This is a genomic window from Roseburia sp. AF12-17LB, from assembly GCF_003479605.1.
Classification (GTDB): Bacteria; Bacillota; Clostridia; order Lachnospirales; family Lachnospiraceae; genus Roseburia_C; species Roseburia_C amylophila.
This window is the reverse complement of sequence record NZ_QUHR01000011.1, coordinates 44,616-69,045: the sequence shown is the minus strand read 5'-3', so window position 1 is coordinate 69,045 and position 24,430 is coordinate 44,616. Positions and strand designations below refer to the sequence as shown.

The window sequence follows — 24,430 nt, the reverse complement described above, 5'->3', positions numbered from 1 at the left end:
TGTACGTTGCTATCGATAGTTTGAACCGAGCATATCCCGGCAGTCCGTTAAGTTCTGATGCCACATAAAGCCGATAAGTGGCACTAAGAATTTCGAAGGGATACAGCCTTCGCTGGCAACCGGTGCAAATTCACATCCATGTTCATATGCACCTCGCTGGCACATCCCTGTGCCAGCGTTGCCGGATGCCGGACGAAATTCCAAGTGCCACTAACCGCCTTTATCAGGCATCCTTACTTAACGGACTGTCCGGGTATCTTATCAACAATACCATCTACTCACGTAAATCAAATGCATCACATAATAATTTTCCAATTATTAGAACTGTGCTACGAATTCAGCAATTTTCTCCAGACAGGCACGAATGACATCCTGCGAATATGCATAGGAGCACCGTACAAAGCCTTCTCCGCATGTACCGAAGGCATTTCCCGGGATAACGGCTACCTTCTGTTCCTGCAACAGGCGGTTACAGAATTCTTCACTGGTAAGTCCTGTTTTTCGAATGTCCGGAAATACATAGAATGCGCCTTCCGGTTCTGCTACGGATAATCCCATCTTACGGAATCCCTCTACCATCAGTGTTCTTCTGGCATCATACTCTTCCCGCATGACTGCAATCTCTTCATCTCTCACCGGACTGGTCAATGCTTCCAATGCCGCATACTGGCTGGTGGTTCCTGCTGACATAGTTGTAAACTGATGTATTTTATTCATATGAAAAATAACATCCTTTGGTCCTGCTGCAATTCCCATACGCCATCCGGTCATGGCAAATGCTTTGGAAAATCCGTTTAATACAACGCAGCGCTCATACATGCCCGGAAGGGATGCGATGGAAACATGTTTCTTTCCATAGGTTAATTCTGCATAGATTTCATCGGTAATCACGAACAAATCATGTTCCTTTACCACTTCTGCGATTGCTTCTAAATCTTCCTTTTCCATAATGGCTCCGGTCGGATTGTTCGGATAGGAAATCAGTAAGACTTTGGATTTCTCCGTTATCTTTTCCTCTAACTGTTCTCTGGTCAGACGGAATTTATTCTCCGCTCTTAATTTTAATGATACCGGAACACCGCCACATAATTCAATACATGGAATATAGGAAACGTAGGAAGGTTCTGCCACTAAGACTTCCTCCCCCGGATTCACCAGTGTCCGAAGAGCTAAATCAATTCCTTCGCTGGCTCCCATGGTAATCAGTATTTCGTCCTGTTTATCATAATGCAAATCAAATTTTGTCAGATAATCCGCTGCCGCTGCACGCAGCTCTACCGTTCCGCGGTTATCGGTGTATTTGGTATCCCCCTTTTTTATAGAAGCAATCGCTGCCTCTCTTACATGCTCCGGTGTCGGGAAATCCGGTTCTCCCACCCCCAGTGAAAGTGCGCCTTCCATGGTATTAGCCACATCAAAGAAATCCTTGATTCCGGAATCCGGCATATCCTGTACGATTTTTGATAAGTATGATTTTGTATCTTTCATTTTCATTGACCTCTCTTTGTACAAGTCCTGTCATGTAATTACGCAATTATTTTTTAGAAGCAGTGGTTTTCGAATTTTAAGCAGCTTTTCTATAAGATTTTTTGTTGAAAGCAGAATGTATACAATTCTTAAAAGTGCTTTTTTCTTATTGTTGTCTGTTTTGCCGCCTGCTTTGACCGGATGCCTTCTAGGGTCCGCCTGTTACGGATATCTAAGGCACCTTTAAGCAGCTCTAGGCATTTCTGCTTATAAAGCTGTTTTTCCGGCAACCGGCGCATAGTCACATCCGTGCTCCAATGCGCCTTCCTGGCACATCCATGTGCCAGGATTGCCAGTTGACAAAAGAAATGCCAAGAGCTGCTAGCAAGGCACCTAAATGATATCCGTATTCAGGCGAACCCTAGAAGGCATACTGTCAAACATTGGAAAAACAGGCATTATCCCAAGAGAAAAAAGCGCTTTTGTAGAATTGTGGCATTCTGATTTCTAAAAAGACTATAGAAAAGCTGCTTAAAATTCCAAAAATCCGCTTCCTCACAAAAACCATTGCGTAATCACATGACAAGTCTTTTCCTATTGTAGCACAATCCCTGTAAAATACCAGTTTTTATTGACAAATCCTCCCAAAAGTTATACCATTATAAGTATTGAAACATTGTTAATAATTTATCAATCAGGAGGGTCCTATTTCATGAACAACTTAACTTTAACAGTTGAAAACGAAATTGCAGTTCTTACTATTACCAGACCTGCAGCATTAAACGCATTGAATTCCGAAACATTGGATGAACTGAACACTGTTCTTACCGAAATTGAAGGAAGAGACGATATCAAAGTCGTTATCTTAACCGGTGGTGCTGATAAGAAAGGTAACGAATTCAAATCTTTCGTTGCTGGTGCTGACATCGCTGAGATGGTTAACTTCTCTGCTGCTGAAGCAAGAGCATTCGGTATGAAAGCTTCTGTTCCATTCTTTAAATTAATGAATATGAGACAGGTAACTATTGCTGCTGTTAATGGATTCGCTTTAGGTGGCGGATGCGAAATTTCTATGGCATGTGATATCCGTATTGCTTCTGACAACGCAGTATTCGGACAGCCTGAGTGTGGTCTTGGAATCATCCCAGGATTCGGTGGTACACAGAGACTTGCCCGTCTTGTTGGCATGGGACGTGCAAAAGAAATGATCTTCACCTGCGATAACATCGATGCAAACGAAGCATACCGCATCGGACTTGTAAACAAAGTTGTTGCAAAAGAAGAATTAATGCCAACCGCAAAAGCTATGGCAGAGAAAATTATCTCTAAAGGAAGCTATGCAGTATCTATCGCAAAAGCTGCTATCAACAACGGATATGATATGGATATCAAGAATGCTGTTGAAATGGAAGCTAACCTGTTTGGCGTAACCTGCTCTACCCATGATAAAAAAGAAGGCATGAGTGCTTTCTTAGAGAGAAGAGCTGCTGACTTAACAGATTTCTAATTGAACTTATACTTAGACAATATCAAAGGGGATATTCCAGTATCATCTGGGATATCCCCTTTCATAAAAGGAGAATGCATCATGTTAGATAAAAAAATTGGTTTTATCGGAAGCGGTAATATGGGTCGTGCCATGATTGGCGGAATTATCTCTTCCGGTCTGGTTCCTGCCAGCCACCTGATTGCCAGTGCGAAAACCCAGGTCACACTGGATACACTTTCTGAGCAGTATGGTATCCGCACCACCTTAGACAATGAGACTGTTGCTGTAGAATCCGATATCATTTTTCTTGCTGTAAAACCATATCTTTATGAAACAGTCATCAAAGAAATCAAAGACAGTGTTACCGATGACAAAATCATAGTTGCCATTGCTGCCGGACAGACCATTTCACGGATTGAATCTTTATTCAGCAAAGATATTAAACTGGTTCGTACCATGCCAAATACACCGGCTATGGTTCAGGAAGCCATGTCTGCCATTACCCCAAATGAGCATATCACAGAAGAAGAAACCAAAATGGTTGTCTCTCTCTTTGAAAGCTTTGGTAAAGCAGAAATTGTACCGGAAAGTCTTATGGATGCCGTAGTCGGAGTCAGTGGTTCCTCACCGGCTTATGTCTATATGTTTATTGAAGCAATGGCTGACGCAGCCGTTAATGACGGAATGCCGCGTTCCCAGGCTTATAAATTTGCTGCCCAGTCCGTTCTTGGTGCAGCTAAAATGGTATTAGAGACCGGTAAACATCCGGGCGAATTAAAGGATGCAGTCTGCTCCCCGGCCGGAACTACCATTGCTGCTGTGGCAAAATTAGAGGAAGGCTCCTTCCGCAGCACCGTAATTGCTGCCCAGAATGCCTGCTCTGAAAAATCCCGTGCCATGAGCAAACTCTCCGATTGATATTAAAGGCATATAAGAAACCCCGGAAGGACTAATTTACATACAATCGTTCTTCCGGGGTCTTTTCTATCTTTACTGTTTATTTTACCTGCTTTTATAAATCTTTAAGCACATCATCATAAAGGGCATCTAACATTTCCTTCAACTGCTTTTCAATGGTATCAAAATAAATTTCTGCTGTATCGTTGTCAAATTCCATCTCATTGCCGATTTCCATCACAATGTCAAGGATTCCGCTGTTCAACTCATCAATTGCATTTTCCACAATCTCTTCAAAAGTGCAGTAGGCATCGCCTGTCATATGCACAATAAAATCTTTCTTATCTAGCTTTCCACGGAATTTGTATTCATCGGTAAAAAGGCTCCATCCATCTCCGGCTGCCTCCCGCATCTCATTCCGAATGGATTTATAATCCAGTGGGACATAGTTCTGCTTAAAAAATTCTTCAAAAGATGCTTTATCTTTATATTCTTCCATTCCAATTCCTCTGTCTGTCTAAATTTCCTGTAAATGTTCTAACGCCTGCTCCGGCAAAATGCATTTTCCATGCTCCATAATATATGCCCGGGTCGGTCCATGCGCATAAATATCATCTGCAAATTCCAAAGAAGCACTTAAAAGACGACAAAGCTGTTTATCACTAAGTTCTCCCTTCTCAAGCAAAAGATAATAAGCATCCTCTCTGGTCAGATAATAAAGACTGCTCTTCATCGGCAGTTCCAGACGGACGCCCTTGGCATAACAAATTGCACGTTCCATGCTTGCAAAGCAAAGCTGATAAAAATTCCGGTCTTTTAGTGTAAAGCCACCGGTAGACTGTTTCTTATCTGTGCTTTCTTCTGCCTTGGAATCTGACTGCTCCGGCTGTATTTCTGCAATGCCTTCATCCGTATGATTCTGATTTGCCAGCTCTTTTGACGTCTGTTTCAGCTTTTCAATATCAGGAGCATTCTTAACCAGACTTTCTACTGCAGACTTCAGATTTTCCAACATATTGCTGATGCCAAGCTCCGGCTTCTCCGAAAAAGTAAGTGCCAGCGTATGCTCCGGCAGTACTGCAACCTGAATGGTAATATTTCCACCCTGTACTTTATATCCGACCTCTTCTTCTGCCATGGAAATAATCTTACGCAGAAACGATTCTGTTCTTCCGTCATTCTGCAGAAAATCATCTACTTCCAGCCCATTTTCCATTAATTCTTCTTCTGAAATAATACAGCGCACCGTATCCACATCGATTCTTTTAAATCTCATAAACAATCACCTGCCATTATTCTCGCTGCGTTTTCCCTTATTTGTAACCTTACTATACACTAAAAGCCCTTTCTTTTCAACCGGAAAGCTTTTATAATATAGGTATCCAAGGTATTAAGCCCGTAAACAGCCGGCAATTCCATAATACGGTAAAGGAGGAGCATTATGCACCGGATTATCTTTCATATTGATGTCAATTCTGCTTTTTTAAGCTGGAGTGCTGTTGACCGCCTAGAGCATGGTGAAACTTTAGATATCCGCGCTATACCGGCAATTATTGGCGGTGACTCTGCTACAAGACACGGTGTGGTTCTTGCCAAGTCTGTGCCTGCCAAAGCCTATAAGATTGTCACCGGCGAACCGGTTGCCAATGCTTTACGCAAATGTCCTACCCTTATGCTGGTTCCGCCGGATCATGCCATGTACCAGAGAAAAAGCCATGCACTTATGGAACTGCTACATACCTACACCGATGATATCGAGCAGCTTTCCATAGATGAATGTTTTCTTGACTTTACGCCCATTGCCCACCAGTATGAATCTCCTCTTGCAGCAGCCAAAATCATTTCTGCAAATATTAAATCACGATTTGGTTTTACCGTTAATATTGGAATTGCTCCAAATAAGCTTCTGGCGAAGATGGCAAGTGATTTTACCAAGCCGGATCGGATTCACACTCTTTTTCCGGATGAAATTGCAAAAAAAATGTGGCCGCTTCCGGTGGATGATCTCTACATGGTAGGGCATTCCAGTGCTGCCCGGTTGAAAGCACTTGGCATCCGTACCATCGGAGAACTTGCAGCCACTGACCCGGATTACCTCCGGCAGGAATTCAAAAGCCACGGCACACTGATGTGGGAATATGCCAATGGAATCGGAGATGACCATGTGCATTCTACCAAGCGGGAAGCCAAGGGGATTGGCAATTCCACCACTTTAAAGGAGGACGCCCGCACCTTAGCAGATGCAAAAAAGGTTCTGCTCTCTCTTTCCGAATCTGTATCCATGCGCCTTCGGAAAGAAAAAATGTTAGCCCAGAGTATCACGGTAGAAATCCGCTACCATGATTTTACCAATACTTCCCACCAGTGCAGTCTCCTCTCAGCCACAAATACTACAGATGCCCTTTATAAAACTGCCGTTTCCCTTTTCCAGCAGCTCTGGAATAAGGAACCTGTCCGGCTCCTTGGCATCCGTACCAGCCGTCTGCTTCCTGAAGATGCACCGGTGCAGCTTTCTATTTTTGATTATGCAGCCGATTCATCAGCATCTGCCATGATTTCCACAGAAAGTACAGCTTCCGGCAGTCCGCTCCCAGATGGCAATAAAAAAAGCTGCACCCAGATGCCTTCTGCCAATAAGCAAAAGCAACTGGATGCAGCCATTGATTCTATTCGGAAACGTTTTGGGTCGAAGGCTCTTGTCCGGGGGAGTTTTCTTCCGTCTCCTGAGTCAGATCCGAAAAAGAATCATCCATCGGACTGACGTTTGAGATGGTATAGTAGAATAATGGATCCGGAAGTTCATCCTTATATCCATTATCGTTTAATATAAACTGGAAGGTTCTGTTACTGCTTCCCTCTGCATCACTATAGGTTAAGAGGGAGGCCGTTACAAGATAACTTCCATCCTCTTGTGCAATCCAGTCGTCAAGCTGTGCCTGCACCGTCGTATCCTCACCATAAGGCATCTGAAATGCCCCTTTATCTATAATGTAACTCTTACTTTCATTCTCATAGCGGATTGCAGTAAACTTCCTGCCAGAAGAAAGGTAAGTAAAAGTGCGCCTTTTCTTCCTTTTTTCGTGGTTCTCATCATGCATTTCTCCTTCCGTATACATAAGTTGCAAAATAAATGATGGCTGCTACAATCACAATCATCGGACCTGTTGCAACATTGGTAAAATAGGAAATCATCAATCCGAGTAATCCCGAAAACAGGGAAAAGATAACGGAAAATAAATGATATTCCCGCATGTTGACCGAAATATTCCGGCTTGCTGCTGCCGGAAGAATCAGCAGTGCATTGATGATCAAAATTCCAATCCATTTAATGGAAAGCATTACAATTAATGCAATAAAAATTGCAAAAATATTTTCTATCAGCTTCACCCGGATTCCCCGGCTCTTTGCCAGTGCCCGGTGCAGGCTTACTGCATTTAACTTATTAAATGCCACGCCCCAGAAAATCAGTGTTGCCGCAAAAATCAGAATCAGATAAATAATTTCCTTTTTAGAGATGCTTAAAACATCACCTACCAAAAGACTGGAATATTTGCTGAAATTGCCACCTTTCGATAAGATGGCCAGTCCCACAGCAATACATGCTGAAGAAAAAACGGAGATAATCGTATCTCTGGATGCCGATGCTTTACTGCTGATATAGTTTAGTAATAATGCAAAAATTACTGCAAAAATAATCATGGATAAGGTCGTATCTGCAACTCCCATCACAACGCCAAGAGCAATTCCCGTCAATGCAGAATGACCTAATGCATCTGAGAAAAATGCCATTTTGTTATTTACAATCATGGTTCCAAGGATTCCAAACAATGGTGTGATAATCAGGATTGCGATAAATGCATTCCGCATAAATCCATAAGACCACCACGCGGTAAAAAATTCTATCATCCCCGCACCTCCATATCTGTAAATACCTGTTTAAAAGCATCACTGTCATAGACTTCCTTCGGTGTTCCCTGGGTCAGCACTTTGCCATCTATGAGAACCACATGGTCTGCATATTTTCTTACATAATCAAGGTCATGGGAAATCAGTAAAACTGCCAGGTCAAAATTTTCCTTCAGATATTCGATATTCCGGTAAAATAACTCCATCCCATTCTGGTCAATACCAGACACCGGCTCATCCAAAAGCAGCAGATTCGGTTCATCCATCACTGCCATGGAAAGAAGTACACGCTGTAATTCCCCACCGGATAGATTACATACCTGCTTGTCAATCAAATGCTCGGCTTCAAACATTTTTAAGCTTTCTTTGATTTCCTGATATAGTTTTTTGCTCTTATATAAAAATACCGGCCGGTTGGACTGATAGCTTGCAATCATATCATAGACGCTGACCGGAGTGGATTTCTCGATATTTAGATTCTGTGGTACATAACCAATCTTAAGCTTCTGGATATGACCATTTTCCCTGTCCTTAAATTCAATGCTTCCCGTGTGTGGAATGTCATTTAAAATAGCCCGGATCAGAGTTGATTTTCCTGCTCCGTTCCGGCCAATCAATACTGTCAGTGTTCCACAATGAATATGCAGATTCACATCTGACAATATCTGCTGTTCTCCAATGGTAACACCCAGATGGTTAATCCGGATACAATGCAGTCCACATGGTTTTACTATTTTTCTCATTCTGTAAAAGCCTCCTTCAGCAGTTCCATATTCTGTCTCATTGCATCAAGATAGCTGTCCTTTTCATACTCCCCGCGGGTTAAGGTATCAAGATAACATACTTTCGCATCGGTCTCCCGTTCTACCGTATCTCCCATATCTTTGCCATAGAGTTCTTCTGCCAGCACCACTGATATATCATTCTTTTCAATGGCTCCCATCACATCTGCCACTTCACCGGCACTGACCTGACGCTCCTCATCCAAATCCATGGTATAGGAAATCTCCATATCGTAGTCCTCTGCCACATAGGCATAGGCTTCATGGAAAATAACAATATGCTTTCCTGATAATTCTTCCTTTAAGGACTGCTGCTCTCTCTCTAAATCCTCAAGCTTTGCCAGATACTCCTTTGCATTGCTTTCATAGGCATCCTGATGCTTCGGATCTATCCTGCAAAGACCTTCTAAAATATTTTCCACCTGCTGTTTATATAACGCAATGCTCATCCATGCATGGGCATTCACATCTCCGTGATTGTGCCCATCTTCATGAGTATCCTCGGTATCTCCGTGGATATGCTCCTCTGCAGCATCTTCATGGGCATCTCCGTGAGCATGTTCCTCTCCTTCATCCTCTTCGGACAAAAGATTAAGTCCCTCGCAGGCATTTACAATGGAAAGATTCTTATAATCTGCTGCCACATCCGATAAAAAAGATTCGATTCCGCCACCATTTACAATAAACACATCTGCACCGGAAAGGAGCTTCATGTCTGCCGGAGTCAGCTGGTAATCGTGAAGGCAGCCGGTCTGCGGCTCACTGAGATTCTGCAAATCCACACCCGGAGTGTCTCCGATAACATTCATTGCTGCAATATACATCGGATAAAAGGATGTTACTACCGTAAATTCACTATCCTGCTGTTTTGTCTCTTCTTTTACATATAATTGTGTCAGTCCTGCACCAGTCAATAAAAGTACCAGCAGAAGAACCGTTACAAATACATATTTATTCTTCATAGCCAACAGCCTCATCCATAATCTGCCAGATTTCTTCCCTGCCCTGCTTGGTTACTGCAGAAAACGGAACAATTACCGTCCCAGGTTTTACTTTCAGACCTTCTTTTACTGCCTTGATACATTTTGGCACCTGGCTTCTCTTCAGCTTGTCCAGCTTGGTTGCCACAATAACCGGATCAAAGCCCTGATGGATAATCCAGTCATACATCAGTTTATCATTGGCAGACGGGTCATGCCTGATATCAATTAATAAGAATACCCGGCGCAGCTGCTTTGAGGTATGCAGATAATTTTCAATCATTTTACCCCATTTTGCTTTCTCACTCTCTGCTACTTTCGCATAACCATACCCCGGCAAATCCACCAGATACATGGCATCATTGATATTATAGAAATTAATGGTCTGTGTCTTTCCCGGCTGTGCAGAGGTTCTTGCAAGGGATTTCCGGTTCATCAGTGCATTAATTAATGACGACTTTCCAACATTGGATTTTCCTGCAAATGCCACCTCCGGCAATGTATTCTCCGGAAGCTTACTGGTAACACCACACACCGTTTCCAAGTTTACTTCTTTTATAACCATTTTCTGCTCCTTTACTACTCTTTTACAAAAGCAACCTTTAAGATATCTTCGATGGTATCTGCATAGACAATTTCTAAATCCTTTTTAATCTCTGCTGAGAGTTCCTCGATATCTTTTTCATTTTTTCCCGGCACACAGACTGTCCGGATACCGGCATTTTTCGCTGCTAATGTTTTCTCTTTTAATCCACCAATCGGAAGCACTCTGCCGCGGAGGGTAATCTCTCCTGTCATGGCAACATCAGCACGCACCTTTTTCCCGGTAATGGCAGAAAGCATTGCGGTTGCCATGGTAACACCGGCGGACGGTCCATCCTTTGGTACGGCTCCTTCCGGAATGTGGATATGTATATCATGTTTGGTAAAGAAATCGTCCGGTATCTGATACTGCTCACTGACAGAACGGATATAACTGATTCCAGCCTGTGCAGACTCTTTCATGACATCGCCAAGCTGTCCTGTCAGTTTAAATTCACCTTTTCCCGGCATTACATTTACTTCAATTTCTAATGTATCACCACCGACACTGGTCCATGCCAGTCCCCGGACAATACCAACCTCGTCCTTCTCATTCTTCTTATCAAAGGTATATTTCTCTTTGCCAAGATAATGTTCTAAGTTCTTTGTGCTTATAGTAACTTTCTTTTTCTTGCCCTCGTAAATCTCTCTTGCTGCTTTTCTGCAAATTTCACCGATTTTGCGTTCTAAGTTACGCACACCGGCTTCTCTTGTATAGCTGCGAATCAGCTGCTCAATTGCACCATTCTGGAATGTAAGCTCTGATTCCTTTAAGCCATTTTTCTCAATCTGCTTTGCTATAAGATGTTCTTTTGCAATGTGAGCCTTTTCATTTTCCGTATAACTGCTTACCTCAATCAGCTCCATACGGTCTAACAGAGGTCTTGGTATTGTCTGTACGGAATTGGCTGTCGCAATAAACAATACCTCAGACAAATCTACCGGAAGCTCCACATAGTGGTCCCTGAAATGGCTGTTCTGCTCATTATCCAATACTTCCAGCAGTGCAGAAGATGTATCTCCCTTATAATCACTGCTAACTTTATCAATCTCATCTAAAAGCATCAGCGGGTTCTTTACTCCGGCACTCTTTAAACCATTGATAATTCTGCCCGGCATTGCCCCCACATAGGTCTTTCTGTGTCCACGAATCTCTGCCTCATCACGGACACCTCCTAGACAGATTCTGACATACTTTTTATTCAATGCTTTTGCCACAGAACGGGCAATGCTTGTCTTGCCGGTTCCAGGAGGTCCCACCAGACAGATAATTGGACTTTCTCCTTTATGAGTCAGATTCCGGACTGCCAAGAATTCCAGCATACGCTCTTTTACTTTTTCCAATCCGTAGTGGTCTTCGTCTAAAATTTTCTCTGCATTAGCTAAATCTTTATTATCCTTAGACGCCTTATTCCATGGCAGTTCCAGCAATGTCTCAATATAGCCTCTGCTGACTGCACTTTCCGAAGAACTGGATGCAATATTCTTAAAACGCTCAATCTCTTTTCTAATTCTCTCTTTAACCGTCTTATCTGCCTTCAGTTTCTTTACTTCCTCTAAAAAGTGTTCCGCATCTGACTGTGTATTATCCTCACCTAGTTCTTCCCGAATCAGTTTCATCTGTTCCCGCAAAAGATATTCCTTCTGATTCTTATCCACGCGTTCTTTCACCTTCGCCTGAAATTCATTCTTTAAGGAAATCACTTCGATCTCATTCAGCAGAATTTCCATTAAAGTCTCATACTGGGAAGTGAGATCTACTGCCTCTAAGATTTTCTGTTTCTGGGTGTAGTAAAGCGGCAGATTGTACGCAACCTGCTGCATCAAAGTTCCAACGTCCTGCTGTTCTTCTACCTGACGCAAGAATTCTTTGCTCATATGTCCATTGGCTTTTTGATATTTCAGTACGGTTTCCCTGATGCAGCGAAGCATTGCTTCCCTCGCTTCCGGCATCAGTTCTTCCTCTTCTGCCGTTTTTTCATCAAAAAGGATGACTTCTGCCATCAGATACTTCTCCTGTGACAGAAAAGAGGCTAACTCGCCTCTTTCCAATCCTTCTACCAAAACACGCACGATTTCATTTGGCATCTTTATTACCTGCTTTACTTCAGCAATAACACCAATCTGATATAAATCATCTCTGACCGGCTCCTCTACGGAAGCATCCTGCTGTGTAATCAGGAATATTTTCTGGTCTCCAACCATCGCCTCTTCTATGGCATGAATGGAACGTTCCCTGCTAATATCAAAATGAGCCACCATTCCCGGCAGAATGGTCATTCCACGAAGTGCAACTGCCGGTAAATGAATTACTGTCCTGCTCATCTTTTTCTCCTCTTATTTATGCGTTATGATATTCTATCTCCGCTTTCTTGTCTTCTACCGTTTCTTTTGTAATGGTGCATTTTACAATGCTCTCATCGGAAGGAATCTGATACATTAAATCCATCATGGTATCTTCCATAATTGCACGAAGTCCACGGGCACCGGTCTTACGGGCTAAAGATTTCTCTGCAATTGCTTCTACTGCATCATCTTCAAATTCCAGCTCTACACCGTCAATTTCAAATAGCTTCTTATACTGCTTAATCAGGGAATTCTTCGGCTCCTTTAAGATACGGATTAACGCTTCCTTATCCAGCTGTTCTAAGGATACATTTACCGGAACACGTCCGATAAACTCCGGAATCAGACCGAATTTAATAAAATCTCCCGGCAGTACCTGCTTTAAGACTTCGCTCAGATTACGCTCGGTACGGTCTGCAATATCTGCGTTAAAGCCGATGGATTTCTGATCCATACGCTGCTCGATAATCTTCTCTAATCCATCAAATGCTCCACCACAGATAAATAAAATATTCGTAGTATCAATCTGGATTAATTCCTGCTGTGGATGCTTTCTTCCACCCTGTGGTGGAACGGAAGCCACAGTTCCCTCTAAGATTTTTAATAATGCCTGCTGTACACCTTCACCGGACACATCCCTGGTAATAGATACATTTTCAGATTTCTTCGTAATCTTATCAATCTCATCGATGTAAATGATTCCGCACTGGGCGCGCTCGATATTGTAATCTGCTGCCTGAATCAGTTTCAGAAGGATATTCTCTACGTCTTCACCAACATATCCTGCTTCTGTTAATGTGGTGGCATCTGCAATGGCAAACGGTACATTTAAGACTCTTGCCAGTGTCTGTGCCAGAAGGGTCTTACCGGAACCGGTCGGTCCTAACATCAGAATGTTACTCTTCTGCAATTCCACATCATTCATATCTACATCAGAAGTAATTCTCTTATAGTGATTATATACGGCTACAGAAAGGACTTTTTTTGCTTCGTCCTGACCGATTACATATTCATCTAAAAATTTCTTCATCTCTTCCGGTTTAATCAGGTTGATTTCTTCTAAATCTTCCTTTCCTTTTCCGGAAATCTCCTCATCTTCGAATTCCTCCTCTATGATTTCTGCACAGATGTCCACGCATTCATCACAGATATATGCACCGTTTGGTCCTGCAATCAGCTTGCGTACCTGATCCTGTGATTTTCCGCAAAAGGAACATCTGATTTTGTCCTCACTATTTCTTCCTGCCATCTTTCCACCTCGATTATTTCCATCTATCTTTTCTAAATCCTTCGTAAAAAAGGTAAAGGCTGCCCGTAGTCGAATTCCGCATATGTGCTTCGGATAATCCGCCCAGAGACAGCCTCTTTCTTATTTCTCTTATCTTGCTGTAATTACACCGTCAATCAGGCCATACTCCTTTGCCTCTTCTGCGGACATATAATAGTCACGCTCTGTATCTGCGGCAATTACATCATATGGCTTTCCGGTATTTGCAGCTAAAATCTCGTTCAAACGTTTCTTGGTCTTTAAGATATTCTCTGCTGCAATCTGAATCTCAGTTGCCTGTCCTTTTGCTCCACCGGAAGGCTGATGTATCATAATCTCTGCATTTGGTAATGCAAATCTCTTTCCTTTTGTTCCACCAGACAACAGGAATGCACCCATGCTGGCTGCAAGTCCGATACAAATTGTAGATACATCACATTTGATATACTGCATGGTATCATAAATTGCCAATCCGCCTGTTACAATTCCACCCGGAGAATTGATGTATAACTGAATGTCTTTTCCCGGATCTTCGGACTCTAAGAATAAAAGCTGTGCCACTACCAGACTGGCTGTGGTCTCATTTACCTCTTCACCAAGGAAAATAATTCTATCCTTTAATAATCTGGAGTATATGTCGTAACTACGCTCTCCTCTGCTGGTCTGTTCAATGACATAAGGTACTAAACTCATATGATAACCTCCATTTCTACCATACATTCTGCTGCAACTTTATCTCTGGTTCAAGTGGTTTGCGTAAAACAGACCGACCTGATTCCAAGTCAGTCTGTCTCTTTACGTGCTTCTCTTATGCTTCTGCGTTAGCTGCTGCTTCTGCTTCTTTTTCTTTTTTAGTCTTAGCTTTTGCTCTTTCTTTTACATTGTCCATGATGAACTGAACTGCTTTTTCAATTGCAATATCACGTTTCATGGATTCTTTCTCGTCATCGCCAACATACTCTTTGAGCTTATCAGCTTCCATTCCGTATGCTTTTGCCATCTTCTCGATTTCAGCATTTACATCATCTTCTGTAATCTCGAAGTTTTCTTCTTTTGCAATCTGTTCTAATACTAAGCTGCTCTGGATTCTTGTTAATGCTTCCGGACGAACCTGTTCTTTCATCTTGTCCATAGTCATTCCGGAGAACTGCATATACTGGTCAAAGCTTAATCCCTGCTGTGCAAGTCTCTGGGCAAATTCCTGAATCATATTCTGTACCTGTGATTCAATCATTGCATCTGGAATTTCCATCTCAGATTTCTCGATAATCTTCTTGATTGCTTCGTCCTCTTTGGTACGTTTTGCATTGTTCTCTTTGGTCTCTTCTAAGTTCTTCTTCACGCTCTCTTTGTACTCTTCTAAGGTTTCGAACTCAGAAACATCAGATGCGAACTCATCGTTTAACTCTGGAAGTTCTTTTGTCTTAATCTCGTTAATCTTAACTTTGAATACTGCTGGTTTTCCAGCTAAATCTTCTGCATGATATTCCTTCGGGAATGTAACGTTTACTTCTACCTCATCGCCAGTGTTCTTTCCTACTAACTGATCTTCGAATGTATCGATGAAGGAATGGGAACCGATCTCTAATGGATGATTCTCTCCTTTTCCACCTTCAAATGCGACACCGTCTACGAATCCTTCGTAGTCGATAACTGCTGTATCACCTTCTGCAACAGGTCTGTCTGTTACAGTTACAGTTCTTGCATTGTTATTTCTTTCTCTCTCTAATGCTTCTGCAACTTCTTCATCAGATACGGATGTATCGATCTTTGTTACAGTTACACCATTATATTTGCCAAGTTTAACTTCTGGTCTCTTTGCAACTTCTGCTGTGAAGATGAATGGTTTTCCTTTTTCTAACTGAACCACATCAACCGTTGGCTGGGAAACGATATCTACACCGCTCTCATCGATAGCTGCCGGATAAGCTTCCTGCATCATGATATTTGCAGCATCTTCATAGAAGATTTCCGGACCATACATTTTCTCTACCATAGCCATTGGAACTTTTCCTTTACGGAATCCAGGGATGCTGATTTTGTTTTTCTGCTTATTGTATGCAGCTTTCAAAGCCTCTGCCACTTTATCTTCTGCCACTTCAATTGTAAGCTTTACCATATTTTTCTCTAAATTTTCAACCTGTACACTCATTCTTGTTTCTTCCTCCTTATAACTATATATAAAATATACATGTACAAATATTTTCTTATCTTACGACTGCTCCCTAAAAATAGGCATACTTAGAGCTACTAACAGTCATTTAGAGATTATAACACACCGTTTGTAAAATTACTAGCTTTTTTTTCTGTACAAGATTTTAACCCGATTTCAATTGGTGACAGTCATGTAAAAAGCCCCCGGGAAATGCACTTTCGCGCTTTTCCCGAAGGCTTTTTGTCTTTCTTCTTATTTAGACATCTGCTCTTCCTGTCTCATGATCATTTTCTTAACCATTTCTCCACCGATAGAGCCAGCCTGTCTGGATGTCAGGTCACCGTTGTAGCCCTCTTTTAAAGGTACTCCGATTTCAGATGCAACCTCCTGTTTAAAACGGTGCATTGCCTCTTTTGCCTGTGGCACTGCCATCTGGTTACTTGAATTAGAACTGTTTGTTCCACTCATTTGTTTCTACCTCCATAGTTTCTTCTCTTTGTTATCTATTTTCAGATAAGCTTTTGTTGGTTGCTTATCCTGTTTTTAGTATGGCTTCCAGAGAATAAATTATGTTGGTAAGTTCTGGTTATTTTTATTTAAAATACATGATATTTGCTTCCATCGCATCAATATCTGCCTGTGGATCCAGCCACTTTACAATAGCCATGGCAAATTCAATGGCTGTTCCCATGCCCCGGCTGGTAACGATGTTGCCATCTACTGCAACTTTTTCTGCTCCGACCCTGGCTCCAAGAAGCTTTTCTTCAAACCCCGGATAGCTGACTGCATGTTTACCCTCTAATATTCCATTCTCACCCAATACGCTTGGTGCAGCACAGATTGCTGCAGTAAGTTTGCCGCCTGCTGCATAAGATGTAATCACTTTCTTTACAATTTCATGCTTTCCGAGATTTAAGGTTCCAGGCATTCCGCCCGGCAGTACAATTCCATCATAGCTGTCAAAATCAGCTTCCTCTGCCAGTACATCTGCTGCAAACGTAATTCCGTGGGCTCCTGCCACTTCTTTCTTTCCGGTAATGGAAATCATATCAATCGCAATTCCTGCTCTGCGTACCACATCCACTACGGTAAGTCCTTCAATCTCTTCACAGCCATCCGCCATAAAAATTCCGATTTTCTTCATATTATCTTCCTCCTGTTTTCTATTCTCTTCTGATATTACTTTTTCTGATATTAAATTTTCTAACACGAAATTTTTCTATGCTGTCTCTTATGTTAGCATGGTTACTGCGCTTTTTCAATTCCATGGTTGCAGTGGATTTTAAAATATTTTACAATAAATGTATCATTATTTTCCTGACTATATGGAGGCTATTATGGAAATTGAACGCAAATATTTAATTGATGAGATTCCTTTTGATTTAAAAGACTATCCCTGCAAAGTCATTGAGCAGGGGTATCTCAATACGGACCCTGTAGTGCGGGTGCGCCGCTCCAATGACAAATATATTCTTACTTACAAAGGCTCCGGTCTTATGGTGCGGGAAGAATATAATCTTCCTCTGAATGAAGATGCTTACCGGCATCTGATTCAAAAAGCCGATGGCATTATCATTTCCAAGAAGCGCTATCTGATTCCATTGACTGACAGGCTGACCATTGAGCTTGATATTTTCGAAGGAGACCTTGCTCCGTTGAAATTAGCCGAAGTGGAATTTGAAACAAAAGAAGAAGCTGAATCCTTCCTTCCACCGAAGTGGTTTGGGAAAGATGTCACCTTCTCCTCTGATTATCACAACAGCACTTTGAGTCGTGTGGGACTGCCTACCTAAGGCGGGTAGTCTCATAACGGCACATGGTTGCCACGCACTGCTTTAACTGTATATAACGGCCGGTTAAATCTCCTTCCGGAATCACCACATCCAATACTACGGAAAAATCATTAATCAGACGGTCTGTAATATCATTTTCCATCTCATTTAAAATCTTATATTTCTCCTCATAAGTATCTGCATCTAAGAAACGCAGCAGGAACGGATTCGCCTGTTCTTCGGATTCTGAAGTTTCCTGCGGCTGGGCTGTTGCCTGCGGCTGTGTTGTCTCCTGACTAACCTTTACCGCTTCCTGTGGAGTTGCTTCTTCCTGCAGTTTTACTTTTTCAAATCTGTATTTCTGCTCTGCTGCCGGATATTTCTCATGATCAACTTCGCTTACAAACATGGCAAGCGGTCTTGCATATACTTTATAAGCTCCGTAAAGTGCCTGATAAATCACCAGTTCTTCTCTTGTTTCGCTGTGTGTTGCTATGGCTACAATCTGATATAATTTTCCTTTAAAATGTCTGTAAATCTCCCCGGTTGCCGGTCTTCTGCCTTCCATTGCTGTCATCCTCCACTTATCTATGCTCTTTACTGTAATTCAAAACGGTTTAACATTTCAATTCCTTCTGCCACAAAATCTCTTTCAAAATTCAGATTGCCGCTGAAGCCAGTTACCATCAGCTCCTGCACTTTCTTCATATTATCACTTTGTGGAATATCATAAGTAAATTCCATCGGTTCTATTACTTCCATGGCAGACATTTCCTCTGCCGCTGCAGACTGATATTTTCCCGCCAGCCGGTTCTTTAACTGCTGCTGTGCCTGCTGTCTGTTCATCTGCGGATCAGGTGCCTGCTGATACATGGGATGCGGCTGGACTGGTGCCTGCTGATATGCCCGTTGTGGCTGGTTCATGGTCTGCTGATATGTATGCTGCTGGTTTGGCACCTGCTGATATGTACGCTGCGGCTGGTTCATCTGTGGACGATATATCTGCTGTGGCGGCCGCCCCATAGCCGGATTATTTCCACGCCTGTTTTGATTATTGCTTTGCTTTACACTCTGGGACAAAGCAACATATATAATAATAATGATAAATACAATAAAAAGTCCCATATAAAAACCTTCCTTTTTCTATCCTCTTCAAGTTTTTTCTTTTCAAGTTTACCCTATTATTTTATTATACTCAAACAAACCAGCTAAGACAACAACTCATTCTATAATTTTTTCTTGCTGTCAGACTGTCTTTTCGTTGCTTTGACACAATCACAGGACTGTCTGTCGAGTACGGATGCAGATAAAGCCTGCAAGGGACACTGCCTTTCTCCATTTGGCAATGGACAAAACGGAGTAAAATTACTATAATAGATAAATAAGATTTATCGAAAATTATTTAAATCAGGAATAGGAATTTTATTATGTTTGGGAAATTTGAAAAACGTATGTCCGGTACACAGATGATAGCGCTTGGTTTTCTATTGCTCATCTTTATCGGAACCATACTTCTGATGCTTCCGGTTTCCAGCCGGAATGGTGAATGGACTCCATTTATAACTGCCCTTTTCACCTCAACCAGTGCTACCTGTGTAACCGGTCTGGTTCTGGTTGACACCTTTACCCACTGGAGCATTTTCGGACAGCTTGTTTTATTAGTTCTGATTCAGATTGGTGGTCTTGGTTTTATCACCATTGGTATTACTGTTTCTTTGATGTTACGCAAGAAAATCGGGCTGAAACAGCGTGGTCTTATTAAAGAAAGTTTAAACACCCTTGAAATCGGCGGTGTCGTGCGGCTTGTCCGCCGTGTCATCGGAGGCACGTTTCTTTTTGAAATGTCGGGTGCATTCATTCTTACACTGCGTTTTCTGAAAGACATGGATGTTTTACATGCCATCTATTATGGTATCTTCCATTCTATTTCAGCCTTTTGTAATGCAGGATTCGATTTAATGGGGCGTTACAGTCCATTTTCATCCATTACCAGATTCTACAATGATCCTATAGTAATTCTTACCATCAGTGCCCTGATCCTGATTGGTGGTATTGGTTTCTTTGTATGGAATGACCTTAGGGAACACGGGCTGCATTGCCGCCACTATGCCCTGCAGACCAAAATGGTTTTAAGTGCTACTGCAGTCTGCCTCTTTGGCGGCACGCTGCTCTTTTATCTTTTTGAGCATAACCGCTTATTTGCCGGTATGAGTTTCGGAGAACAGCTTTTGAATTCTTTCTTCTGTACTGTTACCCCACGAACTGCCGGTTTTAACGCTGTTGATAATGGTGCGTTAAGCGAAAGCAGTAAATTTCTTTCTATTGTATTTATGTTTATCGGTGGTGCCCCGGGTTCTACTGCCGGCGGTGTAAAGGTTACAACCATATTTGTTCTATTGTTATCCGTACGTTCCACCTTAACCCGTACTACCGGAACAAATATTTTCGGACGCAGACTGGAAGAATCTGTTATCACCAAATCAGTCGTCGTCCTTATGTTCCAGTTGACGCTGGCACTCAGCGCCACACTGGCAATTACTGCTATTTCCGGTTATCCAGTCATTGATGTGGCTTTTGAAGCATTTTCAGCTCTTGACACTGTCGGAATGTCAACCGGTATTACAAGCAGCCTTAGTACCAGCTGTCATATCATTCTAATTCTGTTAATGTATTTAGGACGACTGGGAAGCCTTTCCTTTGCCTTATCATTTACGGATAAGAAAAGGATTGCGCATGTGATGCAGCCGGTAGAAAAAATCAATGTCGGTTAATATCAAATATCTTGATTATACTAGGAGGATTCTATGAAATCATTTTTAATTATTGGACTGGGCCGATTTGGCACTCACCTTTGCAAAGACTTATCCAAACTGGATAATGAGATTATGGTTGTGGACGAGAATGAAGCCGTAATGGAAGATGTTCTCTCTTTTGTCACCAGTGCAAAAATTGGCGACTGCACCAATGAAAAAGTACTTGCCACTTTAGGTGTTGGCAATTTTGACGTCTGCTTTGTCTGTATCGGAAGTAATTTCCAGAGCAGCTTAGAGATTACAAGCCTGCTTAAGGAAATGGGTGCCAGATATGTCGTCAGCAAAGCAAACCGTGATATTCATGCCAAATTTCTGCTGCGGAACGGTGCTGACGAAGTTATCTACCCTGACCGGGATATCGCTGAAAAAACTGCAGTCCGTTTCTCTGCCGACCAGGTCTTTGACTACTTTGAATTAGGCGGTGGCTTCTCCATTTATGAGATTCCGCCATTACCAGAATGGATTGGAAAGAGTATTAAGGATCTAAATTTCCGTGCCTGCTATCATGCCAATATCATCGGTATTAAAACAGATGGTGTCATGAGCCTGCTGCCGGATGCCAATTATATTTTTAAAGACACGGACCATCTGATGATATTAGGCCACAGAAATGACATCGATAAAATTTTAAAGAAACTGTAAAACTACAGAAAACATTCTTTACAAGTCCAGCGTTTTCCCACTACCCGCATAAGCATTGAAAGAAGAGGTATCCGATGCCCGAATCATCAGATACCTCTTCTTTCTCATATTCTGCTACAATATTGTTCCTAAGGCTCCTCTGCCTCACTGATTTCTAAATATGCTTTTACAACCTGTACCAGCTTCTCATAACTTAAGGATGTAGTGTCCAGACAGAAATCGTAATTTCTGGCATCGTTCCACTCCCTGCCGGTATAGTATTTGTAATAATCTGCGCGATACTTATCAATGGTGTCTATCTTCTTTTCAATATCCTTCTTAGTTCCACCATTCTGCTGCATGACACGTTCAATGCAGTCCTTACGCGGTGCGTAGAAAAACAGACTCTTTACATAATCACAATCTTTTAAAACATAATCCGCACAACGTCCGATAATAATACAGGACTCTTCTTTGGCTACCTCACGGATAATTTTCGCCTGATAGTTAAAGAGATTGTCGTTGGATACAAACTCATCACTATCCGGTGGAAGCACTTCCCCATGATATGCTTTCTTCGCAATACGAAACAGTGGCATCTTACGCAGTTTCTCATCTGCCTCTCCAAACAATGCCTCATTGATTCCGCTTTCATCAGAAGCCATTCTTATTAACTCACGGTCATAGCAATGAATTCCAAGTTCTTCTGCCAGCTTCTTACCCAGCGTTCTTCCGCCGCTTCCATAACTTCTTGCAATGGTTATTACCGTATGTTTCATATTTAACACCTACTCTCCTAAATATGCCTTTTTAATAGACTCATTATTCATAAGCTCTTTGGCATCACCGCTCAATACAATTTTACCTGTTTCCAGTACATATGCACGGTCTGCAATCGATAATGCTTTCTTTGCATTCTGTTCTACCAGTAGAACAGTTGTACCGGATGCAGATATTTCTTTGATAATGTTAAAAATCTCTTCTACAAAGATTGGAGACAATCCCATGGACGGCTCATCCATAAGGATGATCCTCGGCTTACTCATCAACGCCCGACCCATGGCAAGCATCTGCTGTTCGCCACCACTTAAGGTTCCAGCCAGCTGATTCTTACGTTCCTTTAATCTTGGAAAGCTCTTGTATACACGCTCTAAAGACTCTGCAATTTCCTGCTTATCTTTTCTGGTATATGCACCCAGCTTTAAGTTCTCATATACAGAAAGCTCTGCAAATACACGTCTTCCTTCCGGAACATGTGCCATTCCCATGGATACAATCTTGTGTCCCGGAACCTTGGTGATATCTGTTCCTTCAAAAAGAATGCTTCCCTTTTTGGCACTGAGCATTCCGGTGATTGTCTGCAGTGTAGTTGTCTTACCTGCACCATTGGCTCCGATTAATGCAATGACTTCTCCTTCATTGACATCAAAGGAAATCCCTTTAATTGCCTGAATCACGCCGTAATATACTTCCAAATCTTTTATTTCAAGCATTGCCATTTTATCATCCCTCCTATTCGCCCAGATATGCCCTGATAACCTGTGGATTATTCAATACGTCACTGGTATTTCCGCTTGCCAGTACCTGGCCGAAGTTCAATACAGTCAGTTTCTCACAGATACCGGATACCAGTTTCATATCATGTTCAATCAGAAGAATGGTCATATCAAATTCATCCCTTACAAAGCGGATGGTATCCATTAATTCTTTGGTTTCATTTGGGTTCATGCCGGCTGCCGGCTCATCTAAAAGCAGAAGTTTTGGTTCAGTTGCCAGTGCTCTTGCAATCTCCAGTTTACGCTGTTTACCATACGGAAGATTGGATGCCAGATAATCTGCTTCATCCTCAAGACCAAATACCTTTAACAGCTCCATTGCCTTTTCATTCATCTCTGCTTCTACTTTAAAATACTTCGGAAGTCTTAGAATTCCGGTTAAAGTAGAATAAGTATGATGATTATGCAGTCCGACTTTTACATTATCCAGCACGGACTGGTCTTTAAAAAGGCGGATATTCTGGAAGGTTCTTGCAATTCCGGCTTTATTAATATCTATGGTTTTCTTTCCGGTAATATCTTTTCCATCCAGTACAATGCTTCCATCATCCGGTTTGTATACACCGGTAAGCATATTAAATACGGTTGTTTTACCTGCACCGTTCGGTCCAATCAGTCCGTATAACTGACCTTTTTCAATCTGCATTTCAAATCCATCTACCGCCCGGAGTCCACCGAAGGAAATTCCAAGATTCTTTACTTCTAACATTGCCATCTTATTGTACCTCCTTCGTTTTCTTTGCAAATAAATTCTTCAAAGAATGTGTCTGTCTCCAGGTAATTGCTGCCGGTGCCCAGTTAAAGAGCATCATTGCAATCAGAACAATTGCGTAAATCAGCATACGGTAATCACGCAGTCCACGCAATACTTCCGGAAGCATGGTCAGTACTACGGCTGCAATAATGGAACCACGGAAGCTTCCCATTCCACCGAGTACGACAAATACCAGAATCATGATGGACATATTGTATCCAAAGTTTGCCGGCTGGGCAATCAGGCTGGAAAGGTTATGTGCATAAAGCACTCCACCTGCTCCTGCGATTGCTGCTGAAATAGTAAATGCCATCAGTTTAAACTTTGTAATATTAATGCCAACGGATTCTGCTGCAATACGGTTATCACGGATTGCCATGATAGCACGGCCGCTTCTGGAATTAACCAGATTAAATACTACAAACAATGCAACCAGAATTAAAATAACACCGATTAAGAAAGTAGACTGTCTTGGTGTTCCGGTGATTCCCTTTGCACCATCGATAATCATTTCTCCGGTTCCCGACATATTAAGAGCCTTGTTGTCATTGATTGCAAAATGCAGACCGTTTTCATCTTTGCCTACATAAAGAACATTGATGACATTCTTGATAATCTCTCCAAATGCCAGTGTTACGATTGCAAGGTAATCACCTCTTAAACGAAGTACCGGAATTCCGATTAAGAATCCAAAGAATGCTGCAACAGCAGTTCCGATTAATAAAGCGATGATAAAACGCAGGGTTGGATTCATCGGTGAATTTTCCATACATCTGGTAAAGAAAGCACTGGAAAATGCGCCGACACACATAAAGCCTGCATGACCAAGACTTAATTCACCCAGATAGCCTACACAGAGGTTCAATCCGATTGCAACGATAGAATAAGTACAAAGGGGTACCAAAAGTCCCTGCATCAGACTGGACATGCTTCCGGTTGCTACCAGAATCTGTACTACGGCAAAAATGACGATTACCATAGCATATGTAATCAGATTACTCTTTGTTGTCTTCTTCATTGTTTTTAAATTCATTTTACTCATT

27 protein-coding genes are annotated in these 24,430 nt (G+C 42.0%); 6 read left to right on the top strand and 21 right to left on the bottom strand.

The genetic code is table 11. The features are described 5' to 3' along the window. Positions 1 to 9: 9 nt before the first annotated feature. On the bottom strand, positions 10 to 204 hold the full coding sequence (locus DWV68_RS12275) for a hypothetical protein (protein ID WP_117698545.1): 195 nt from the start codon (positions 202 to 204) through the stop codon (positions 10 to 12). A 114-nt stretch (positions 205 to 318) separates the two neighbouring features. Continuing rightward, entirely contained in the window at positions 319 to 1,488 is a 1,170-nt protein-coding gene (locus DWV68_RS12270) for a pyridoxal phosphate-dependent aminotransferase (protein WP_117698556.1), read from the bottom strand. A gap of 691 nt (positions 1,489 to 2,179) precedes the next feature. On the opposite strand from DWV68_RS12270, the gene DWV68_RS12265 reads away from it, so the two are divergent. After that, positions 2,180 to 2,974 (top strand): enoyl-CoA hydratase-related protein, encoded by a 795-nt coding sequence (locus tag DWV68_RS12265; protein WP_022243431.1) that lies wholly within the window; start codon positions 2,180 to 2,182, stop codon positions 2,972 to 2,974. A gap of 81 nt (positions 2,975 to 3,055) precedes the next feature. Next, on the top strand, positions 3,056 to 3,874 hold the full coding sequence (proC, locus tag DWV68_RS12260) for a pyrroline-5-carboxylate reductase (protein WP_118665937.1): 819 nt from the start codon (positions 3,056 to 3,058) through the stop codon (positions 3,872 to 3,874). Between the two features lie 94 nt (positions 3,875 to 3,968). Here proC and DWV68_RS12255 read toward each other — a convergent pair whose 3' ends face one another. Continuing rightward, the gene (locus tag DWV68_RS12255) at positions 3,969 to 4,352 is read right to left on the bottom strand and encodes a hypothetical protein (RefSeq protein ID WP_117947574.1); all 384 of its coding nucleotides are present in this window, start codon (positions 4,350 to 4,352) and stop codon (positions 3,969 to 3,971) included. Positions 4,353 to 4,370: 18 nt separating this feature from the next. After that, positions 4,371 to 5,129 (bottom strand): adaptor protein MecA, encoded by a 759-nt coding sequence (locus tag DWV68_RS12250; protein WP_118057272.1) that lies wholly within the window; start codon positions 5,127 to 5,129, stop codon positions 4,371 to 4,373. A 165-nt stretch (positions 5,130 to 5,294) separates the two neighbouring features. On the opposite strand from DWV68_RS12250, the gene DWV68_RS12245 reads away from it, so the two are divergent. Further along, positions 5,295 to 6,614, top strand: coding sequence for a DNA polymerase Y family protein (locus tag DWV68_RS12245; RefSeq protein ID WP_118087780.1), 1,320 nt, complete (start codon positions 5,295 to 5,297; stop codon positions 6,612 to 6,614). Here DWV68_RS12245 and DWV68_RS14335 read toward each other — a convergent pair. The 11 genes from DWV68_RS14335 to DWV68_RS12195 all read right to left on the bottom strand — a co-directional run bounded on the left by DWV68_RS14335 (position 6,520) and on the right by DWV68_RS12195 (position 17,015). Beyond that, on the bottom strand, positions 6,520 to 6,951 hold the full coding sequence (locus tag DWV68_RS14335) for a hypothetical protein (RefSeq protein ID WP_117698541.1): 432 nt from the start codon (positions 6,949 to 6,951) through the stop codon (positions 6,520 to 6,522). The two genes, DWV68_RS12245 and DWV68_RS14335, sit on opposite strands and share 95 nt — an antisense overlap. Next, positions 6,944 to 7,759, bottom strand: a complete 816-nt coding sequence (locus tag DWV68_RS12240) for a metal ABC transporter permease (RefSeq protein ID WP_022243438.1) — start codon at positions 7,757 to 7,759, stop codon at positions 6,944 to 6,946. The genes DWV68_RS14335 and DWV68_RS12240 overlap by 8 nt, the downstream gene beginning before the upstream one ends. Continuing rightward, on the bottom strand, positions 7,756 to 8,502 hold the full coding sequence (locus DWV68_RS12235) for a metal ABC transporter ATP-binding protein (protein WP_022243439.1): 747 nt from the start codon (positions 8,500 to 8,502) through the stop codon (positions 7,756 to 7,758). The genes DWV68_RS12240 and DWV68_RS12235 overlap by 4 nt, the downstream gene beginning before the upstream one ends. Then, positions 8,499 to 9,503 (bottom strand): metal ABC transporter substrate-binding protein, encoded by a 1,005-nt coding sequence (locus tag DWV68_RS12230; RefSeq protein WP_118665935.1) that lies wholly within the window; start codon positions 9,501 to 9,503, stop codon positions 8,499 to 8,501. Before DWV68_RS12230 ends, DWV68_RS12235 begins: the two co-directional genes overlap by 4 nt. Further along, positions 9,493 to 10,086, bottom strand: a complete 594-nt coding sequence (gene yihA / locus DWV68_RS12225; protein WP_022243441.1) for a ribosome biogenesis GTP-binding protein YihA/YsxC — start codon at positions 10,084 to 10,086, stop codon at positions 9,493 to 9,495. Before yihA ends, DWV68_RS12230 begins: the two co-directional genes overlap by 11 nt. Positions 10,087 to 10,100: 14 nt before the next feature. Next, complete coding sequence (gene lon, locus DWV68_RS12220) at positions 10,101 to 12,428, bottom strand: endopeptidase La (protein ID WP_118665933.1); 2,328 nt, start codon at positions 12,426 to 12,428, stop codon at positions 10,101 to 10,103. A 16-nt stretch (positions 12,429 to 12,444) separates the two neighbouring features. Next, complete coding sequence (gene clpX / locus DWV68_RS12215; protein ID WP_022243443.1) at positions 12,445 to 13,698, bottom strand: ATP-dependent Clp protease ATP-binding subunit ClpX; 1,254 nt, start codon at positions 13,696 to 13,698, stop codon at positions 12,445 to 12,447. 129 nt (positions 13,699 to 13,827) lie between these two features. Continuing rightward, a complete protein-coding gene (gene clpP / locus DWV68_RS12210) occupies positions 13,828 to 14,409 on the bottom strand; it encodes an ATP-dependent Clp endopeptidase proteolytic subunit ClpP (RefSeq protein ID WP_022243444.1) in 582 nt (193 codons plus the stop codon). A 115-nt stretch (positions 14,410 to 14,524) separates the two neighbouring features. Then, complete coding sequence (tig, locus tag DWV68_RS12205; RefSeq protein ID WP_117841693.1) at positions 14,525 to 15,868, bottom strand: trigger factor; 1,344 nt, start codon at positions 15,866 to 15,868, stop codon at positions 14,525 to 14,527. Positions 15,869 to 16,123: 255 nt separating this feature from the next. After that, positions 16,124 to 16,339, bottom strand: a complete 216-nt coding sequence (locus tag DWV68_RS12200) for an alpha/beta-type small acid-soluble spore protein (protein WP_022243446.1) — start codon at positions 16,337 to 16,339, stop codon at positions 16,124 to 16,126. A gap of 124 nt (positions 16,340 to 16,463) precedes the next feature. Beyond that, the gene (locus DWV68_RS12195; protein WP_117841692.1) at positions 16,464 to 17,015 is read right to left on the bottom strand and encodes a DJ-1 family glyoxalase III; all 552 of its coding nucleotides are present in this window, start codon (positions 17,013 to 17,015) and stop codon (positions 16,464 to 16,466) included. A gap of 193 nt (positions 17,016 to 17,208) precedes the next feature. On the opposite strand from DWV68_RS12195, the gene DWV68_RS12190 reads away from it, so the two are divergent. Beyond that, the gene (locus DWV68_RS12190) at positions 17,209 to 17,664 is read left to right on the top strand and encodes a CYTH domain-containing protein (protein ID WP_118665931.1); all 456 of its coding nucleotides are present in this window, start codon (positions 17,209 to 17,211) and stop codon (positions 17,662 to 17,664) included. On the opposite strand, the gene DWV68_RS12185 is transcribed toward DWV68_RS12190, so the two are convergent. Further along, positions 17,657 to 18,211: a DUF1653 domain-containing protein gene (locus DWV68_RS12185; protein ID WP_117698533.1), complete on the bottom strand. Its 555-nt coding sequence runs from the start codon at positions 18,209 to 18,211 to the stop codon at positions 17,657 to 17,659. The genes DWV68_RS12190 and DWV68_RS12185 overlap by 8 nt on opposite strands. 29 nt (positions 18,212 to 18,240) lie before the next feature. After that, on the bottom strand, positions 18,241 to 18,768 hold the full coding sequence (locus DWV68_RS12180) for a hypothetical protein (RefSeq protein WP_117698532.1): 528 nt from the start codon (positions 18,766 to 18,768) through the stop codon (positions 18,241 to 18,243). A 302-nt stretch (positions 18,769 to 19,070) separates the two neighbouring features. On the opposite strand from DWV68_RS12180, the gene DWV68_RS12175 reads away from it, so the two are divergent. Both DWV68_RS12175 and DWV68_RS12170 read left to right on the top strand, forming a co-directional pair. Continuing rightward, positions 19,071 to 20,414 carry a TrkH family potassium uptake protein gene (locus DWV68_RS12175; protein ID WP_117698531.1) on the top strand — a complete coding sequence of 448 codons (1,344 nt, stop codon included), beginning with the start codon at positions 19,071 to 19,073 and terminating at the stop codon, positions 20,412 to 20,414. Positions 20,415 to 20,447: 33 nt separating this feature from the next. Continuing rightward, a complete protein-coding gene (locus DWV68_RS12170) occupies positions 20,448 to 21,098 on the top strand; it encodes a potassium channel family protein (protein WP_117698530.1) in 651 nt (216 codons plus the stop codon). Between the two features lie 128 nt (positions 21,099 to 21,226). On the opposite strand, the gene DWV68_RS12165 is transcribed toward DWV68_RS12170, so the two are convergent. From DWV68_RS12165 to DWV68_RS12150, 4 genes are read right to left on the bottom strand one after another with little or no spacing between them, the layout of a single operon-like run. After that, positions 21,227 to 21,856, bottom strand: a complete 630-nt coding sequence (locus tag DWV68_RS12165; protein WP_117841843.1) for a cytidylate kinase-like family protein — start codon at positions 21,854 to 21,856, stop codon at positions 21,227 to 21,229. A gap of 9 nt (positions 21,857 to 21,865) precedes the next feature. Then, positions 21,866 to 22,576, bottom strand: coding sequence for an ABC transporter ATP-binding protein (locus DWV68_RS12160; protein ID WP_117698529.1), 711 nt, complete (start codon positions 22,574 to 22,576; stop codon positions 21,866 to 21,868). Positions 22,577 to 22,589: 13 nt separating this feature from the next. Continuing rightward, on the bottom strand, positions 22,590 to 23,348 hold the full coding sequence (locus DWV68_RS12155) for an ABC transporter ATP-binding protein (RefSeq protein ID WP_117698528.1): 759 nt from the start codon (positions 23,346 to 23,348) through the stop codon (positions 22,590 to 22,592). Position 23,349: 1 nt separating this feature from the next. Further along, complete coding sequence (locus tag DWV68_RS12150) at positions 23,350 to 24,429, bottom strand: branched-chain amino acid ABC transporter permease (RefSeq protein ID WP_117698554.1); 1,080 nt, start codon at positions 24,427 to 24,429, stop codon at positions 23,350 to 23,352. Between the last annotated feature and the right edge of the window lies 1 nt (position 24,430).

Bases quoted from the DNA above. Each gene is read 5' to 3' on its own strand.
- proC (WP_118665937.1), top strand. From the start codon at position 3,056: ATGTTAGATAAAAAAATTGGTTTTATCGGAAGCGGTAATATGGGTCGT.
- DWV68_RS12255 (WP_117947574.1), bottom strand. From the start codon at position 4,352: ATGGAAGAATATAAAGATAAAGCATCTTTTGAAGAATTTTTTAAGCAG.
- DWV68_RS12175 (WP_117698531.1), top strand. From the start codon at position 19,071: ATGTTTGGGAAATTTGAAAAACGTATGTCCGGTACACAGATGATAGCG.
- DWV68_RS12180 (WP_117698532.1), bottom strand. From the start codon at position 18,768: ATGGGACTTTTTATTGTATTTATCATTATTATTATATATGTTGCTTTG.
- yihA (WP_022243441.1), bottom strand. From the start codon at position 10,086: ATGGTTATAAAAGAAGTAAACTTGGAAACGGTGTGTGGTGTTACCAGT.
- tig (WP_117841693.1), bottom strand. From the start codon at position 15,868: ATGAGTGTACAGGTTGAAAATTTAGAGAAAAATATGGTAAAGCTTACA.
- DWV68_RS12245 (WP_118087780.1), top strand. From the start codon at position 5,295: ATGCACCGGATTATCTTTCATATTGATGTCAATTCTGCTTTTTTAAGC.
- DWV68_RS12195 (WP_117841692.1), bottom strand. From the start codon at position 17,015: ATGAAGAAAATCGGAATTTTTATGGCGGATGGCTGTGAAGAGATTGAA.
- DWV68_RS12170 (WP_117698530.1), top strand. From the start codon at position 20,448: ATGAAATCATTTTTAATTATTGGACTGGGCCGATTTGGCACTCACCTT.
- DWV68_RS12235 (WP_022243439.1), bottom strand. From the start codon at position 8,502: ATGAGAAAAATAGTAAAACCATGTGGACTGCATTGTATCCGGATTAAC.
- clpP (WP_022243444.1), bottom strand. From the start codon at position 14,409: ATGAGTTTAGTACCTTATGTCATTGAACAGACCAGCAGAGGAGAGCGT.
- DWV68_RS12240 (WP_022243438.1), bottom strand. From the start codon at position 7,759: ATGATAGAATTTTTTACCGCGTGGTGGTCTTATGGATTTATGCGGAAT.
- DWV68_RS12230 (WP_118665935.1), bottom strand. From the start codon at position 9,503: ATGAAGAATAAATATGTATTTGTAACGGTTCTTCTGCTGGTACTTTTA.
- DWV68_RS12160 (WP_117698529.1), bottom strand. From the start codon at position 22,576: ATGGCAATGCTTGAAATAAAAGATTTGGAAGTATATTACGGCGTGATT.
- DWV68_RS12185 (WP_117698533.1), bottom strand. From the start codon at position 18,211: ATGGAAGGCAGAAGACCGGCAACCGGGGAGATTTACAGACATTTTAAA.
- DWV68_RS12250 (WP_118057272.1), bottom strand. From the start codon at position 5,129: ATGAGATTTAAAAGAATCGATGTGGATACGGTGCGCTGTATTATTTCA.
- DWV68_RS12150 (WP_117698554.1), bottom strand. From the start codon at position 24,429: ATGAGTAAAATGAATTTAAAAACAATGAAGAAGACAACAAAGAGTAAT.
- clpX (WP_022243443.1), bottom strand. From the start codon at position 13,698: ATGGCAGGAAGAAATAGTGAGGACAAAATCAGATGTTCCTTTTGCGGA.
- DWV68_RS12265 (WP_022243431.1), top strand. From the start codon at position 2,180: ATGAACAACTTAACTTTAACAGTTGAAAACGAAATTGCAGTTCTTACT.
- DWV68_RS14335 (WP_117698541.1), bottom strand. From the start codon at position 6,951: ATGCATGATGAGAACCACGAAAAAAGGAAGAAAAGGCGCACTTTTACT.
- DWV68_RS12165 (WP_117841843.1), bottom strand. From the start codon at position 21,856: ATGAAACATACGGTAATAACCATTGCAAGAAGTTATGGAAGCGGCGGA.
- DWV68_RS12200 (WP_022243446.1), bottom strand. From the start codon at position 16,339: ATGAGTGGAACAAACAGTTCTAATTCAAGTAACCAGATGGCAGTGCCA.
- DWV68_RS12155 (WP_117698528.1), bottom strand. From the start codon at position 23,348: ATGGCAATGTTAGAAGTAAAGAATCTTGGAATTTCCTTCGGTGGACTC.
- DWV68_RS12270 (WP_117698556.1), bottom strand. From the start codon at position 1,488: ATGAAAGATACAAAATCATACTTATCAAAAATCGTACAGGATATGCCG.
- DWV68_RS12190 (WP_118665931.1), top strand. From the start codon at position 17,209: ATGGAAATTGAACGCAAATATTTAATTGATGAGATTCCTTTTGATTTA.
- lon (WP_118665933.1), bottom strand. From the start codon at position 12,428: ATGAGCAGGACAGTAATTCATTTACCGGCAGTTGCACTTCGTGGAATG.